Genomic DNA, 14,544 nt, shown 5'->3' with positions numbered 1-14,544 from the left:
CCGCCATCGCCGGTGCGCGCCGCCCGTCAGAGCGCGTCGGCGATCTCCGTCAGCGCCGCCGGGTCCTCGATCGTGGACGGGGCGCGGTAGTCGCGCCCGTCGGCGATGTCGCGCATGGTGCCGCGCAGGATCTTGCCGGACCGGGTCTTGGGCAGCCGGCCGACCACCACGGCCCGACGGAAGGCGGCGACCGGGCCGATCCGCTCACGGACCAGCGCGGCCAGCTCCCGCTCCACCTCGGCCGGGTCGCGGTCGGCGCCCGCCTTGAGCACCACGAAGCCGACCGGGAGCTGCCCCTTGAGCTCGTCGGCGACGCCGATCACCGCGCACTCGGCCACGTCCGGGTGGGCCGCGATGACCTCCTCCATCTGCCCGGTCGACAGCCGGTGGCCGGCCACGTTGATGACGTCGTCGATGCGGCCCATCACATAGAGGTAGCCGTCGTCGTCGAGGTAGCCGCCGTCGCCCGTCAGGTAGTGGCCGGGGAAGCGCGACAGGTAGGACTCGGTGAAGCGGGCCTCGTCGCGGAACAGCGTCGGCAGGTTGCCGGGCGGCAGCGGCAGCCTGATGGCGACCGCTCCCTCGGCGCCCGGCGGGCACTCCTGGCCGGAGGAGTCGAGGATGCGCACGTCGTAGCCGGGGACGGGCCTGGTGGGCGAACCGGGTTTGATCGGCAGCGCCTCGATGCCCACGCAGTTGGCGGCGATCGGCCAGCCGGACTCGGTCTGCCACCAGTGGTCGATCACCGGGATGCCGAGCAGGTCGCTCGCCCAGTGGTAGGTGTCGGGGTCGAGCCGCTCGCCGGCCAGGAAGAGGTAGCGCAGCATCGACAGGTCCCACTTTTGCGCGAAATTTCCGGACGGGTCCTCTTTCTTGATGGCCCTGATCGCGGTCGGCGCGGTGAACAGGGTCCGCACCCCGTGCATGGCCACCACCCGCCAGAACGACCCCGGATCCGGCGTGCCGACCGGCTTGCCCTCGTACAGCACGGTCGTACAGCCGGCCAGCAGCGGCCCGTAGACGATGTAGGAGTGGCCCACGACCCAGCCGACGTCGGAGGCGGCCCAGAAGACCTCTCCCGGGGCGGCGCCGTACACGTGGGACATGCTCCAGTGCAGCGCCACCGCGTGACCGCCGTTGTCGCGGACCACGCCCTTGGGCGCGCCGGTCGTGCCGGAGGTGTAGAGGATGTAGAGCGGGTCGGTGGCGGCCACGGCCACGCAGCCGGCGGGCTCGGCGTCGCGCACGGCCGACGCCCAGTCGAGGTCGCGCCCCTCCACCAGCGCCGCCGGCGCCTGGGGCCGCTGCAGGATCACGCAGCGCTCGGGCCGGTGCGTGGCCTCCTCCAAAGCGGCGTCCAGCAGCGGTTTGTACGCGACCACCCGGGACGGCTCGATGCCACACGACGCCGACAGCACCACCACGGGCCTGGCGTGGTCGATCCGGACGGCCAGCTCACTGGCGGCGAACCCGCCGAACACCACCGAGTGCACGGCGCCCAGCCGCGCGCAGGCCAGCATGGCGATCACCGCCTCGGGCACCATCGGCATGTAGATCACCACGGTGTCGCCCGTGCCGACGCCCAGGTCGCGCAGCAGGCCGGCGGTCCGCGCCACCTCGTCGAGCAGCTCGGCGTAGGTGTAGGCGAGCGCGGTGCCGGTGACGGGGCTGTCGTAGATCAGCGCCGTCCGGTCACCGTGGCCCGCCTCGACATGCCGGTCGAGGGCGTTGAAGCAGGTGTTGAGCCGCCCGTCGGGGAACCAGCGCCCATCGCGCAGGACCGTCTCGGGCGCCACCTCCCAGTCGATGCCCTCGGCCGCCTCCGCCCAGAAAGTCTCGGGCTCGTCGATGCTGCGCCGGTAGACGGCGTCGAAACCACTCACACGTCGATCAGACCAGCGTCCCGGCGGCGCGCGCAAGTCCCCATGCCTGCCAGGGTGGAAGGGTGAGCGATGATCTGATCCTGTCCGTGGTGACGGGCTCGCGGGCCTACGGCCTGGAGACCGGCGTCTCCGACACCGACCGGCGCGGGGTGTTCGTGGTGCCCACGCCGGACTTCTGGCGGCTGACCAAGCCGCCGACACACCGCGACGGCCCGCTGCCCGAGCAGTTCTCATGGGAGGTGGAGCGCTTCTGCGTACTCGCCCTCGACGCCAACCCGACGGTGCTGGAGTGCCTCTGGTCACCGCTCGTCGAGGTCGTCACCCCGTCCGGGGAGCGGCTGCGGGAGCTGCGGGGGGCGTTCCTGTCGCGGCGCGCGCACGAGACGTTCGCGGGCTACGCCGACGCCCAGTTCCGCCGTCTCGACCCGGCGGCGCCCAGGTGGAAGCAGGCCATGCACATGATCAGGTTGCTGCTCAGCGGGCTGCACCTGGTCCGGCAGGGCGACCTGGAGGTGCGGGTGGGCCCGCACCGCGACCGGCTGCTCGCCATCAGGCACGGCGAGGTGTCGTGGGCCGAGGTCGACGCCTGGCGCCGTACGCTGACCGCCGAACTGGCCGCCGCCGACAGCGTGCTGCCGGCCGTGCCCGACCGGGCGAAAGTGGAGGATTTTCTCGTCGGCGTCCGCAGGGATCATCTGTGAACCTCCCCGCCGGGCTGCCCGCGTGGTTGTCCGAGATTCCCGGTGAGCAGCCGTATCCTCTGGTGTTCGCCACGGTGAGCGGGGCGCACCTGTACGGCTTCCCGTCCGCCGACTCCGATGTCGACCTGCGGGGCGTCCACCTGCTGCCGGTCGAAGAGGTCGTCGGGCTGCGCACCGGGCCCGGCACGCTCGACCGCATGTGGACCCGTGACGGCGTCGAGGTCGACCTCGTCACGCACGACCTGGCCAAGTTCTGCGGGCTGCTGCTCAACCGCAACGGCTACGTGCTGGAGCAGCTCCTGTCACCGCTGGTCGTGGCCTCGTCGCCGCTGCACGAGGAGCTGGTCGCCCTCGCGCCCGCGTGCCTGACCCGCCACCACGCCCACCACTACCTCGGGTTCGCCCGGACGCAGTGGCGGCTGTTCGGGAAGACGGGCGAGCTGAAGCCGTTGCTCTACACCTTCCGGGTGCTGGTGACGGGCATCCACCTGATGCGGACCGGTGAGCTGGTCGCCGACCTGACCCGGCTGTTCCGGTACGGGCCGCCGTACCTGCCGGAGCTGGTGGCCGCCAAGCGCGAGGCCGAGCACGGCGGGGCGCCGCCCGTGCCGGCGGCCGGTGACGATGTGGCGCGGCTGACCGCCGAGCTGGAGGCGGCCCGGGACGCGTCCCACCTCACCGAGACGGGTACGGCCGCCGCGGCGCTGCACGATCTGGTGGTGCGTGCCCGGCTCGGCCGGTCCGCGACCTGACAGGGCGTCCCTAATCCGGCACGGCCCGACCGCGACCTGACAGGGCGTCCCTAATCCGGCACGGCCCGACCGCGACCTGACAGGGCGTCCCTAATCCGGCGCGGGGCCGTTCCAGCCCCGCGCCTGATCAGCTCCTAGCGGTAATGACGGCCCATGGTCACGGTTGGGGCGACAGGACCAGTCTGATGGCGAAGACGTCGTAGCCGGCGCGGTCGAAGGCCCGCGCCATCGGGACGTTGGTGACGTCGGTGTCGGCGATGATCCGGGCGGCGCCGCGTCCGGCGTGGAAGCGGGTGATCTCGGCGAGCAGGTCGTCCGCGTAGCCGTGGCCGCGATGTTCCGGCACCACGCCGAGGTAGCCGACGACCGGGCCCTGGTTGTTCGCGGACGGCAGCGCGACGCCTGCCAGGTCGCCGTCGGAGGTGAAGGCGAGCCGCCACCACGCGCGGTCGCCCGGCATGCTCCGGTAGTCGGCCACGTCCGCGCGGGCCTGCGCGTCGCCGTCCATCGTGGTCAGCGCCTGCCGGGTGTACGCGTCGAGCGAGCCGACGGCCACCCGGCGGAACGCCGCCACGAACGCCTCGTCGTCGGGCTCCGGACGGAAGACGAGCCGGTCCGGCTGCTCGGGCACCGGCGCGCCGGGCATCCACTGGTAGCGGAGCCGTTCCAGCTCCTCGGTCAGCCCGGCCCTGCGCCCCGCCTCCTGGCGCCAGGCGATGGCGGCCGTCGATCTCGGGTCGTCCCGCCAGCCCGTCCGCAGGAAGACGTGGTACGCGGGCGCCTCGCCGTACGCCTCGTGGGCGTGGCGCAGCAGGTCGGCGGCGAGGCCGACGCGGTCCTCGACCGAGGGGTGGACGTAGAGGCAGTCGAGCGCGAGCGGGCGGTCGCCATCGGGGAAGCCCCACCAGACGGCGCGGGCCCTGATCTCGCCGTTCTCCTCGGCGATCCAGACGCGCTCGTGCCGGTACTGGCGGTCTTCCAGGAAGGTGAGCAGGCGGTCGGGGTGGGCCCAGCTGATGGACTCGTCGACGACGCAGCCGAGCAGGCGGTCGAGGTCAGACTCGACCGTGGGACGGAAAAGCACGGTTCCTCCGAAGAGTGGGAACGGACGCGGTGAGCGTCCGGTCGTTGCGGGACATCTCAGCGCCTCCCTTCTTCCGACTTTTCGGGTACGGCGGACTTTAACCTAAACCCGGCGGGGGTGCGACAGGATGAGTTCCGTGGGCACCTACGACGACGACACCCTTCCCCTCCAGCCACCCATCCGCCTGCCGGCCACGCCCGAACTGGCCGCGGCCGTTCGCGCCACTCCCCTGGCCGCGGCTCTGCTCCGCTCTTCCGATCCCGCCGCTCCGGCCTCTGGGGCCGAACTGCCTGACGCCGTCGATGTCGATGCGCTCGGTGGTGCCGAGGTGATCGAGGTTCTGCGGCACGGGGACGACGAGGCGGTGCTGCGGGTCTGGGGGGACGTTCGCCGGCAGGTGCTCGGCGAGGCGCACCTCGTGCGGATCGTACGTTTGTTCCTCGGCCGCGAGACGGGGAGCGAGACGGCCGGCGAGACGGCCGGCACCTCGGCGGGCGAGGTGCCCGGCGAGTTCGTCTCGCTCGGCCTGACACACCCCGCGGAGCCGCCCGTGCTGACGCCGCTCGGGCTGTGGGCGGGGCGGCAGGTGATCGCCGAGGTGACCGGGCAGGAGATTCCCGTGATGGGGTCGCTCGCCACCGGCGACGCCGCCGCGCTGCTGCACGGCCTGCGCTGCTACCCCGAGCGCGAACGGCTCGAAGAGCTCACCGGCTGGCTGGCCACCCGCGAGAGAGGCAAGGCTGCGGAAGAGCTCGGCGCCGCGCTCATCGAGGCGAGCCCGCTGGGCCGGGCGATCGGCGTGGAGCTGCTCGCCACCGACCTCGGCGACGAGGGCCGCGAGGTGCTCGACAGGCTGCTCGGCACGCCACGGGTGGGAGCCGTGATCGGCGCCCGGCTGGGCCGCGACGATCGCCATCCGGCGCCCGACGAGATCGCCTGGGTGCTCGTGGACATGGCGGCGACGCTGCTGGAGTTCGGCGGGGAGTCGGACGAGGTCGTCGAGTCGGTCGGGATGGGCATGGAGCCCGAGGATCAGGCCGGCACGATCGCGCTGCTGGCACTCGGCGATCATCCGTGGACCGAGCAGGTGCTGCGCGTGTTCATCGACCGGCATCCGGATGCGCAGGTGTCGGCCGCGGCCCGCAAGGCGCTGCGCCGGCTGCACGGTCTCGCCCAGGCTCGCGGGTAGGGTCGGCGGGATGACAAAGCACACGATCACCCCGCAACCTGGTGCCATCCTCGGCAACACATACACCTGCGACTGCGGTCTCCACCTGGCCGACCGTATGACGGCCGAGGTGCACGCCGCCGAGCACCAGCAGTGCACGGTCTGTCTCGGGTCGGCCGAGGAGGTGGTGGCGCCGGATCTTTCGCGTGGCTGCACGGCCTGCGCGGGGACCGGCGGCCGGCGTGAGCAGATCACCTGGCAGCTGGCCTACACGGAGGCCGAGCAGCTGATCACGATGAGTGTCGTGCGGGGGGTGGTGGGTGAGCTCGACGGGCCCTTCCATCTGTCCCGGATCGCCGATCTGGTGCGGGCCGGGCTCGGGCTGCCCGCCGGGCGGTTGCCGGTCGGGCCGCGGGTCCGGGATCTGTTGCTGGAGTTGCAGGCTACCGGCGAGATCACCATGATGTCCGCGCCTGATGAGCTCATCGACGGTACTGATGTCGTGCTTTATCGGGATCCGCAGTGGCAGCGGGTGCGTACTTTGGGGCTTTGACGGGGTTGTGCGGGTGCCGCGGAGGCGGGTGGGCGTTCCGGCCGACCGCGATTGCCCGGGGGCTGGTGATGTTCGCCTTCGGCCTTACTTCGGGCGCGGGGGTACCTGGCACGGTCTTAAGTCGGCCGGAACGCCCACCCGCCTCCGCTCTACGGCGCCCCGCCGTCCTGTCCACCCGCCGCAGAACGGGCCAGGATCCGTCGCCCTCCTACTCGCCGATGCTGAAGCATCTGTTTCCGGGGATCGGACTGATTCGCCGTAGCTGAAGCTTTCACTTGCCGGCACAGTGCGGGCCGGGCGCCGTAGCCGTGGCGGGCGTCAGTGTTTGTACGTTTTCATCAGGCGTGGTGGTGACACCCTCAGTGAAGTAACGGCCGACGAAAGTCGATCCACCCGGTCAGGCCGTGCAGAGGATTTCGGCGTGGAGGATGGAGAGCCAGCCGTCGGGAGCGTCGGACCACTGGAGCCAGGCGTCGGAGATGCGGCGCAGGGCGGCGGGGGTGGCCACGCCGGAGGCGAGGGCCTGATCGGCCAGCGCGGAGTGCAGGATCCGGTCGGCCCACATGCCGCCCCACCACCCCCGGTCGTCCGGCGTGGCGAAGCACCAGGTCGACGAGGTGGCGGTGAGGTCGGTGAAGCCGGCGGCACGGGCCCAGGAGAGCAGTCGCCGGCCGGCGTCCGGCTCGCCGCCGTTGGCCCGGGCCAGCCGCTGGTAGAGCGCCATCCACTCGTCCAACTCCGGCAGGCGGGGATACCAGGCGAACGCCGAGTAGTCGCTGTCCCTGGCCGCGACCAGGCCGCCCGGCCGCGTCACGCGGCGCATCTCACTCAGGGCCAGGACCGGGTCGCCCAGGTGCTGGAGGACCTGGTGAGCGTGGACCACGTCGAAGGTGTCGTCGGCGAACTCCAGAGCGTGCGCGTCCGCGAGGGCGAAACTCACGTTGGCCGTGCCCGCGAGCCCGGCTCGGGTGAGCGCCAGTGCCTCCTCGGTCACCTCACACGCCGTCACGTGGCTCACCCTGGTCGCGAGGTCGGCCGTGATCGTGCCGGGGCCGCTGCCCACGTCGAGCAGACTCGTCTGCGGGGTGAGGTGGGGCAGCAGGTAGGCGGCCGAGTTGGCGGCGGTGCGCCACCGGTGCGAGCGCAGCACGGACTCGTGGTGGCCATGCGTGTATACGGCGTCCATCAGAACTCCCTGTCCCGGTACGGTGCCAGGACTCTACTCCTTGTCTCAAAATAAGAGAATATTTGTATCAGCATGCGAGAATCCGGCGGCGTCCCGGTTCGCCGTAGACTTGCGGCGACACAGTCCCAACCGGAAGGGCGTTGGTCGTGGGAGAGGTCCGGCCGATCGTTCACGTGGGCGACCCGGTGCTGCACGCGCCGTGTGAGCCGGTGACCAGGTTCGACGACACGTTGGCGGCGCTGGTGGACGACATGTTCGCGAGCATGTACGCGGCCGAGGGCGTGGGCCTGGCCGCCAACCAGATCGGCGTGGCGCTGCGGGTGTTCGTCTACGACTGCCCCGACGCCGACGACGAGCATCACAAAGGCGTGGTGATCAACCCGACGCTGGAGCTGCCTCCGGTGGGAGAGCGCCGGCTGGACGCGGGCGAGGAGGGCTGCCTGTCGGTGCCCGGCCAGTACGCCCCGCTCCCCCGCCCCGATCACGCCGTCGTCCACGGTTTCGACGCCGAGGGCGCCCCGGTCACCGTCGAGGGCACCGGCATGCTGGCCCGCTGCCTCCAGCACGAGACCGACCACCTCGACGGCCACCTCTACATCGACCGCCTGCCGGCCAAGCGCCGCAAGCAGGTGCTCGCGGCGTACGCGGAATCACGCGCGCCGAGCGTCTGACTGACGCCCAGAGAACCGGGTAGAAGGGTTCGATCGATGACAAATCGATCGGAACCCGCACCAGGAGGGACTCTCATGGCGAACACCGTGGCAGACGTGATGACGGCCCACCCCGCGACGGTCGAGGCCGACCAGTCCGTCGCCGTGGCGGCGGCGCTGATGCGCGACCACGACACGGGCGCCGTGATCGTCAACGACAACGGCCGGATCAGCGGCATCGTGACCGACCGCGACATCACCGTGCGACTGGTCGCCGCCGAGAAGGGTCCCGACACGCCGGTGCGCGAGGCCTACACGCCGGCGGTCGAGGCGGTCGGGCCCGACACCACCATCGACCAGGCCGTCCAGCTCATGCGGAGCCACGCCGTGCGCCGCCTGCCGGTCGTGGAGGACGGGCGCGCCGTCGGCATCGTCAGCCTGGGCGACCTCGCGAGGGAACGCGACCCGAAGTCCGCCCTCGCCGACATCTCGGCCGCCGAGGGCAACACGTAGATTGTCCGTGTGGTCACAGTCGAGGACGTACGACGGCTCACGTCGACCTTCCCCCGCTCCTCGGAGCACCTCATCAGAGACCGGATCAAGTTCCGGGTGGGCTCGATCGTCTACGTGGCGTTCTCGCGCGACGAGTCGGTGATGGGGTTCGCGTTCCCCAAGGAGGAGCGCGACGCGCTGGTCGCCGCGGAGCCGGACACGTTCATGCTGCCGTCGGAGTCCGACCTGCGCTACAACTGGCTGCTCGTACGCCTGTCCGCCATCGACGAGCAGGAGATGCGCGAGCTCGTCCTGGAGGCGTGGCGGATGGTGGTGCCGAAGAAGGTCTACGCCGCCTACGCCGGCTGAGCCGCAGTCCGCATCGCCGAGGCGGCCCGCTCACACGGGCAGCTGCGCGACACCGTCGAGCCGGACCTGGTCGTACAGCAGGTCCCTCGATTTCCCCTCTACCTGGAGGAGTTCGGGCTCCGTTGCGCTACCAGGTGACCGGCAGGCCGGCCACGCCGTAGATGGTGGCCCGCGGCCGCAGCGGCACCTCCTCGGCGGGTACGGCCAGCCGCAGCTTGGGGAAGCGGCGCAGCAGGGCCGGGTAGGCCAGCCGCATCTCCAGCCGGGCCAGTTGCTGGCCCAGGCACTGGTGGATGCCGTGGCTGAAGCCCAGTTGCTGCCCGGCCTGGCGGGTGACGTCGAAGCGGTCGGGGTCCGGGAAGCGGGTCGCGTCCCGGTTGACGGCCGGGAGGGAGATCGTCACGGTCTCGCCGCCTTTGATCGTCTGTCCGGCGAGCGGCACGTCGGCCCTGGCGACCCGGATCGGGCCGATGTGCGTGATGCTGAGGTAGCGCATCAGCTCCTCGACCGTGGTCTCCGCGACGCCGGGATCCGTGCGTACGAGGTCCGCCTGCTCGGGGCGGCACAGGAGCAGGAACGTGCCCAGGCTCAGCATGTTCGCGGTCGTCTCGTGCCCGGCGGTCAGCAGCAACGTGGCCACCCCAGTGAGCTCCTCGTGGTTGAGTTCGCCACCGGCGACCAGCTCGCTGAGCAGGTCCTGGCCGGGTTCGGCCCGCTTGCGCCCGACCATCTCGGAGAGGTAGCCCATCAGCTCGGCGCCCGCGGCACCCCGCTGTTCGATGGAGTTGTCGAGGTTCACCGCCTGCGCGGTGGTGTCCTGGAAGCGCGAACGCTCGCCGTATGGCACGCCGAGCAGCTCGCAGATCACCAGCGACGGGATCGGCAGCGCGAACGCGCGGACCAGATCCGCGGGAGCTCCCGCGCGGGCCATCTCGTCGAGCTGACCGTCGATGATCTCCTGGATCCTGGGCTCCAGCCGCCGCATCTTCCGCATGCTGAAGTGCCCGGTCAGCAGCCGCCGGTAGCGGGAATGTTCGGGGTCGTCCATCGCGATGAAGAAGCCTGGCGGGATCACCAGATCCGCCTGCCCCTCGGGCGGCGCCAGCTCCTTGATCGGCGGCGCGGCGCCCTGCGAGGTGTTGCTGAAGCGCGCGTCGTCGAGCACCGCGCGTGCCTCGGTGTAGCCGGTGACCAGCCAGCCGGGCCGCCCGTCGGCGTAGGTCATCGGGTGCAGCGGTCCGTGGAGCTCTTTCAGTGCGGCAGGCGGCTCGAACGGGTCCTCCCGGTCGAGCCGCAGCGTCTTGAGGGTTTCCATGTCTCTCAGGAAAACGCATAGACTGCGAAATTGCAATGTACGTATAAACGCAGAGCCTGCGGTAGGGTGGCGTCGTGGAAGGTCATCGCGAACGCAAGAAGGTCCGCACCCGCCGTGCGCTGCTGGAGGCCGCGGTGCGGCTGTTCAGCGAGCGGGGCTACGAGCAGACCACCGTCGCCGAGATCGCCGCGGCGGCCGATGTGGCCCCCCGGACTTTCTTCGCGTACTTCGCGAGCAAGGAGGATGTGATCTTCCTGCACGCCGACGATCGCGGGCAAACCATGCTCGACGTGATCGCCGGGCGGAAACCGGGAGAGCCCCTGAGCGCTCTGCTGAGCCGGATGTTCGAGGCCCTGGTGCGCAGCCTGGCCGAGGACGACGAACTGGACTTCGCGCTGTCGCCCCTGCGGGCACGGCTGATGTTCGCCGAACCCGCGCTGCGGGCCCGCGGGCTGACGCTCATGATGGAGGCGCAGCCCCGGGTGGCCGAGGCCCTGTGCGAGGTCTATCCCGAGCTGGATCCCGTGTCGGCAGGCGCGGCGGTCGGCAGCTTCATGGGCGCGCTGGCCGTGGCGGGGCTGGTCGCCCAGCAGCAGGGCGGCTCGAACGAGGACGTCCTGACCGCCGGGCGGCGCGGGATCGAGATCGCGGTCAACGGGTTGTCGAGCCTCGACGGGTCGTGACGCGTAGTCCGGTAACCGTACAGTCCCGCACGATGAGGTGCGGGGTGTCGGGCAGGCTGAAGCCGGCTTGCGGACGAACGGCTCTGTCGCCCCCGGTCCGGTCGAGTCCAGGGACGGCCGCCGGCGATGCGCGGCACCCGGATCCTGTCCAGCACTGGGGTGATCATCCGGAGCAGGACAGTGGCGCTCACGGCGGTCCGCGGATTGATTCGGCCGCGGGCTTGCAGCACTATCATGATCATGACTGATCGCGACTGGGTGGACTGGCACGACGACTACGACCGGCCCGGCACCCCCTTGCGGGAGCGGCTGCTCGTCGTGCGGCGGTGGATCCGGCAGTCCCTCGACGAGGGGGCCGAGAGTGTGGTCAGCCTGTGCGCCGGACAGGGGCGCGACCTGCTGCCGGTGCTCGCCGAGCATCCCGGTCGCGGCCGGGTGCGGGCGCGGCTGGTGGAGCTGGACGAACGCAACGTCCGGCTGGCTCGCGTCAACGCGCCCGAGGGCGTCGAAGTGGTGTGCGACGACGCCGCGCTGACCAGCGCCTATCTCGGCGCCGTGCCCGCCGATCTGGTCATCGCGTGCGGCATCTTCGGCAACCTCAGCGACGACGACGTCGAACGTACCGTGACCGTGCTGCCCCAGCTGTGCGCGCCCGGCGCGACCGTGATCTGGACCCGGCACCGGCGCGAACCCGACCTCGTGCCCTCGATCCAAGCGTGGCTCGAACGCGAAGGGTTCGAGCACGTCCACCTGGAGAGCGGCGACGGCTTCTGCGTCGGCGTGCACCGCTACACCGGGCCGCCGAGAGGGCTGGAGCCGGGCGGCCGGATGTTCACCTTCCGTTAGGAGGCGCTCCGGTAGAGGGCGGCGGTCAGTTTCGTGATCCGCTGGACCGAGGCGTTCCACGTGCCTCCGGCGGGGTGCGCGGTCAGGACCGCGAGGACGAAGCGGTCGCCCTTACCGGCCAGGCCGGTGGTGTGCAGCACCGGGCGCCCGTAGTCGGGGACGCCCGTGCCGGCGGCCCGTTGCGCGACCAAGGAGATCGACCCGCCCGAGACCGGAGCGCCCAGGACGGCCGCCCCGTCCAGGACCGGCTCGGCCGGGACGGCCGGGCCGCCAGAGGCTGTCGTGCCGGCTGACGGGCGGCAGCTGACCGGAGGGACTGCGCCGAAGCCCGACCAGCCCTGTTTGACCGCCCATGGCCGGCGGACGGCGCGCGGGATGCCGAAGGTCTGGTCGAAGCCGTCGGTGCCGCACGATGTGGCCTTGCGCAGGTGGCCGAGGATGGTGTCCCTGACCCGGGGCGCGGCCCGGTCGAGCAAATAGCGGTAGGTGCGCACGATGTCGTACGCGCTCAGCGAGGTGTAGCCCCAGAAGCCGGGGTGGGTGGCGGGCGGCGGGGCGGTGTCGGACAGACCGAGCTTGCGCGCCGTCCGCACGATGATGGCGCCCTTGCCGTTGCGCGACCAGAAGCTCGTGGCCGCGTCGTCGTCGCTGGACCGCAGCATGATCCTGAGCAGCCGGGCGTCGGCGGCGGGGACGGTCTTGTGCGACTCCAGGTAGTCGATCGCCATCAGGATCTTGACCACCGAGGCCGAGCGGTATCTCCGGTGCGCGTTGCGGTGCGCCACGATCCTGCGCTGCTGCCGGTCGAAGACGACCCAGGCCGCGGTGGTGCCGGCCGGGACGCGCGGCGGCCGGGCCGAGGGGGTGGCCGCCGCGCCGGGCGCCGGGACGCTCACCTTCTCGCTCGACGCGGGGGTGCCACCGGTGGCCGGAGCGGCCTGTGGGGCGGCGACGCAGCCAGCGGCGAGGGGCACGGCAGCCGCCATGGCGGCCCACGGCTTGATTCGCATCCGACATACCTACCAGACTCTTGACCTAGCCACAGAAACGGGTATAAACACAGGGGAAACCAACTGGAAACGGCGGTGAATCAACATCATGTACGCCGAGGAGCGGCAGCAGGAGATCCTCCGCAGGGCGCGGGCCGCGGGCCGGGTCGATGTGGTGTCCCTGGCCGACGAGCTCGACGTGACGACCGAGACGATCCGCCGCGACCTCACCGTGCTGGAGCGGGCCGGCGTGCTGCGCCGGGTGCACGGCGGCGCCATCCCCGTGGAGCGGCTGGGATTCGAGCCCGCGCTGGCCACCCGCGACGAGGTGATGACCGCGGAGAAGGAGCGCATCGCCAAGGCCGCGCTGGCCGAGCTGCCTGAGGACGGCTCGGTGATCATCGACGCGGGAAGCACCACGGGCCGCCTGGCGCAGGTGCTGCCCGCCGACCGGGAGCTCACGGTCGTGGTCAACTCGCCGCCGCTGGCGACCGCGCTGGCCACGCGCGGCAACCTGAACGTCATCATGCTGGGCGGCCGGGTGCGCGGGCGGACCCTGGCCACGGTCGACGACTGGGCGCTGCAGCCCCTGGCGCACCTGCACGTGGACGTGGCGTTCATGGCGACGAACGGCTGCTCGGTGACCAAGGGCCTGACCACGCCCGACCCGGCCGAGGCGGCGATCAAGCGGGCGATGGTCCGGGCCGCGCAGCGCTGCGTGCTGCTGGCCGACCACACGAAGTTCACCAACACCTACCTGGCCGGGTTCGCCGCGCTGAGCGAGATCGACGTGGTGATCAGCGACACGGGTCTGGACATCGCGCTGGCCGCCGACCTATCGGCGGCGGGCCCGGAGGTGGTGCGCGCGTGATCCTCACGCTGACGCTCAACCCGAGCCTCGACCGCACGATCGAGATCGCGTCGCTGGCCCGGGGCGCCGTGATCCGCGCCGCCGCCGCCCGCCTCGACCCCGGCGGCAAGGGCGTCAACGTCTCCCGCGCCCTGCTGGCCAACGCGGTCGCCTCGCGGGCCGTAGTGCCGTTCGGCGGCGACGAGGGCAGGCAGCTGGTCCGGTTGCTCGCGCTGGAAGGGCTCGACATGGTGACCGTGCCCGTGGCGGGCACGACCCGGTCCAACGTCACGCTGGCCGAGCCGGACGGCACGGTCACCAAGATCAACGAGCCGGGCACGGCCCTGACGCCCGCCGAGCTCGACACGGTCGCCGACGCCGTGCTGGCCGCCGCGCACGAGGCCGACTGGGTGGTGGCCTCGGGCAGCCTGCCGCCCGAGGTGCCCGCCGACGTCTTCGCGCGGCTGTGCCGCAGGTTCGCCGGGGCGGGCATCCACGTCGCCGTCGACACCAGCGGCCCGGCCCTCGTCGCCGCGCTCGGCGCCGGCCCGGCCCTGGTCAAGCCGAACCTCGACGAACTCGCCGCCGCCACCGGCCTGCCGATCCTCCGTGTCGGAGACGTGGTCGAGGCGGCGGACCTGCTGCGCGCGGCGGGCGCGCGCACCGTGCTGGCCAGCCTCGGCGCCGACGGCGCCGTCCTCCTCCAGGACCGGGGCGTCTGGTACGGCGAGGCGGCGGTGAGCGAGCCGCGCAGCTCGGTCGGCGCCGGTGACGCCATGCTGGCCGGGTTCCTGGCGGGCGGCGGCCGGGGCGAGGCCGCCCTGGTGGAGGCGCTGGCCTGGGGCGCGGCCGCGGTCCGCCTGCCCGGCAGCCGGATGCCCGGCCCGTCCGACATCGACCGCGCGCACGTCCGCACCGGCCCGCCCGACCTGACCCGCCCGCTGACCACCTGCCACCCCGCACCCGGCCGGGAGCCGCTGCCGCCAGTGCCGACGCCCTGACCTCCTCGACTCCCACCCCGGA

At 71.9% G+C, this 14,544-nt stretch carries 16 protein-coding genes; 11 read left to right on the top strand and 5 right to left on the bottom strand.

Annotation, left to right across the window (positions count from 1 at the left end; genetic code table 11):
* Positions 1 to 26: 26 nt before the first annotated feature.
* On the bottom strand, positions 27 to 1,883 hold the full coding sequence (locus tag AB0I38_RS26115) for a propionyl-CoA synthetase (protein ID WP_358472404.1): 1,857 nt from the start codon (positions 1,881 to 1,883) through the stop codon (positions 27 to 29).
* A gap of 62 nt (positions 1,884 to 1,945) precedes the next feature.
* Here AB0I38_RS26115 and AB0I38_RS26110 point away from each other — a divergent pair, with 62 nt between their 5' ends.
* Both AB0I38_RS26110 and AB0I38_RS26105 read left to right on the top strand, forming a co-directional pair.
* Positions 1,946 to 2,584 (top strand): nucleotidyltransferase domain-containing protein, encoded by a 639-nt coding sequence (locus AB0I38_RS26110; RefSeq protein ID WP_358472402.1) that lies wholly within the window; start codon positions 1,946 to 1,948, stop codon positions 2,582 to 2,584.
* Positions 2,581 to 3,336 (top strand): nucleotidyltransferase domain-containing protein, encoded by a 756-nt coding sequence (locus AB0I38_RS26105; RefSeq protein ID WP_358472400.1) that lies wholly within the window; start codon positions 2,581 to 2,583, stop codon positions 3,334 to 3,336. The genes AB0I38_RS26110 and AB0I38_RS26105 overlap by 4 nt, the downstream gene beginning before the upstream one ends.
* Before the next feature lie 157 nt (positions 3,337 to 3,493).
* On the opposite strand, the gene AB0I38_RS26100 is transcribed toward AB0I38_RS26105, so the two are convergent.
* Positions 3,494 to 4,420, bottom strand: a complete 927-nt coding sequence (locus AB0I38_RS26100; protein WP_358472398.1) for a GNAT family N-acetyltransferase — start codon at positions 4,418 to 4,420, stop codon at positions 3,494 to 3,496.
* Positions 4,421 to 4,547: 127 nt separating this feature from the next.
* Here AB0I38_RS26100 and AB0I38_RS26095 point away from each other — a divergent pair, with 127 nt between their 5' ends.
* Both AB0I38_RS26095 and AB0I38_RS26090 read left to right on the top strand, forming a co-directional pair.
* Positions 4,548 to 5,609: a hypothetical protein gene (locus AB0I38_RS26095; protein WP_358472397.1), complete on the top strand. Its 1,062-nt coding sequence runs from the start codon at positions 4,548 to 4,550 to the stop codon at positions 5,607 to 5,609.
* Between the two features lie 10 nt (positions 5,610 to 5,619).
* Entirely contained in the window at positions 5,620 to 6,141 is a 522-nt protein-coding gene (locus tag AB0I38_RS26090) for a hypothetical protein (RefSeq protein ID WP_358472395.1), read from the top strand.
* Between the two features lie 397 nt (positions 6,142 to 6,538).
* Here AB0I38_RS26090 and AB0I38_RS26085 read toward each other — a convergent pair whose 3' ends face one another.
* Entirely contained in the window at positions 6,539 to 7,327 is a 789-nt protein-coding gene (locus tag AB0I38_RS26085; protein WP_358472393.1) for a methyltransferase domain-containing protein, read from the bottom strand.
* Between the two features lie 146 nt (positions 7,328 to 7,473).
* On the opposite strand from AB0I38_RS26085, the gene def reads away from it, so the two are divergent.
* From def to AB0I38_RS26070, 3 genes are all read left to right on the top strand, one after another.
* Complete coding sequence (gene def / locus AB0I38_RS26080) at positions 7,474 to 7,998, top strand: peptide deformylase (protein ID WP_358472391.1); 525 nt, start codon at positions 7,474 to 7,476, stop codon at positions 7,996 to 7,998.
* A 75-nt stretch (positions 7,999 to 8,073) separates the two neighbouring features.
* Entirely contained in the window at positions 8,074 to 8,490 is a 417-nt protein-coding gene (locus AB0I38_RS26075; RefSeq protein ID WP_358472389.1) for a CBS domain-containing protein, read from the top strand.
* 9 nt (positions 8,491 to 8,499) lie between these two features.
* Positions 8,500 to 8,838: an MmcQ/YjbR family DNA-binding protein gene (locus AB0I38_RS26070; protein ID WP_358472387.1), complete on the top strand. Its 339-nt coding sequence runs from the start codon at positions 8,500 to 8,502 to the stop codon at positions 8,836 to 8,838.
* 127 nt (positions 8,839 to 8,965) lie between these two features.
* Here the strand turns inward: AB0I38_RS26070 and AB0I38_RS26065 are convergent, their stop codons facing one another.
* Positions 8,966 to 10,153 (bottom strand): cytochrome P450, encoded by a 1,188-nt coding sequence (locus AB0I38_RS26065; RefSeq protein WP_358472385.1) that lies wholly within the window; start codon positions 10,151 to 10,153, stop codon positions 8,966 to 8,968.
* A gap of 74 nt (positions 10,154 to 10,227) precedes the next feature.
* Between AB0I38_RS26065 and AB0I38_RS26060 the strand changes: the two genes are divergently transcribed.
* Positions 10,228 to 10,836 carry a TetR/AcrR family transcriptional regulator gene (locus AB0I38_RS26060; protein WP_358472383.1) on the top strand — a complete coding sequence of 203 codons (609 nt, stop codon included), beginning with the start codon at positions 10,228 to 10,230 and terminating at the stop codon, positions 10,834 to 10,836.
* Positions 10,837 to 11,076: 240 nt separating this feature from the next.
* On the top strand, positions 11,077 to 11,682 hold the full coding sequence (locus AB0I38_RS26055) for a class I SAM-dependent methyltransferase (protein ID WP_358472381.1): 606 nt from the start codon (positions 11,077 to 11,079) through the stop codon (positions 11,680 to 11,682).
* Here AB0I38_RS26055 and AB0I38_RS26050 read toward each other — a convergent pair.
* Positions 11,679 to 12,692: a hypothetical protein gene (locus tag AB0I38_RS26050; protein ID WP_358472379.1), complete on the bottom strand. Its 1,014-nt coding sequence runs from the start codon at positions 12,690 to 12,692 to the stop codon at positions 11,679 to 11,681. The two genes, AB0I38_RS26055 and AB0I38_RS26050, sit on opposite strands and share 4 nt — an antisense overlap.
* Positions 12,693 to 12,780: 88 nt before the next feature.
* Here AB0I38_RS26050 and AB0I38_RS26045 point away from each other — a divergent pair, with 88 nt between their 5' ends.
* On the top strand, positions 12,781 to 13,542 hold the full coding sequence (locus tag AB0I38_RS26045) for a DeoR/GlpR family DNA-binding transcription regulator (protein WP_358472377.1): 762 nt from the start codon (positions 12,781 to 12,783) through the stop codon (positions 13,540 to 13,542).
* Positions 13,539 to 14,522, top strand: coding sequence for a 1-phosphofructokinase (gene pfkB / locus AB0I38_RS26040; protein WP_358472375.1), 984 nt, complete (start codon positions 13,539 to 13,541; stop codon positions 14,520 to 14,522). The genes AB0I38_RS26045 and pfkB overlap by 4 nt, the downstream gene beginning before the upstream one ends.
* Positions 14,523 to 14,544 lie beyond the last annotated feature (22 nt).

Origin of the sequence: Nonomuraea cavernae (assembly GCF_040655715.1) — a bacterium.
Taxonomy (GTDB): Bacteria; Actinomycetota; Actinomycetes; order Streptosporangiales; family Streptosporangiaceae; genus Nonomuraea; species Nonomuraea cavernae_A.
The sequence above is the reverse complement of the archived record's forward strand: the minus strand, read 5'-3'. Positions and strand labels throughout refer to the sequence as shown.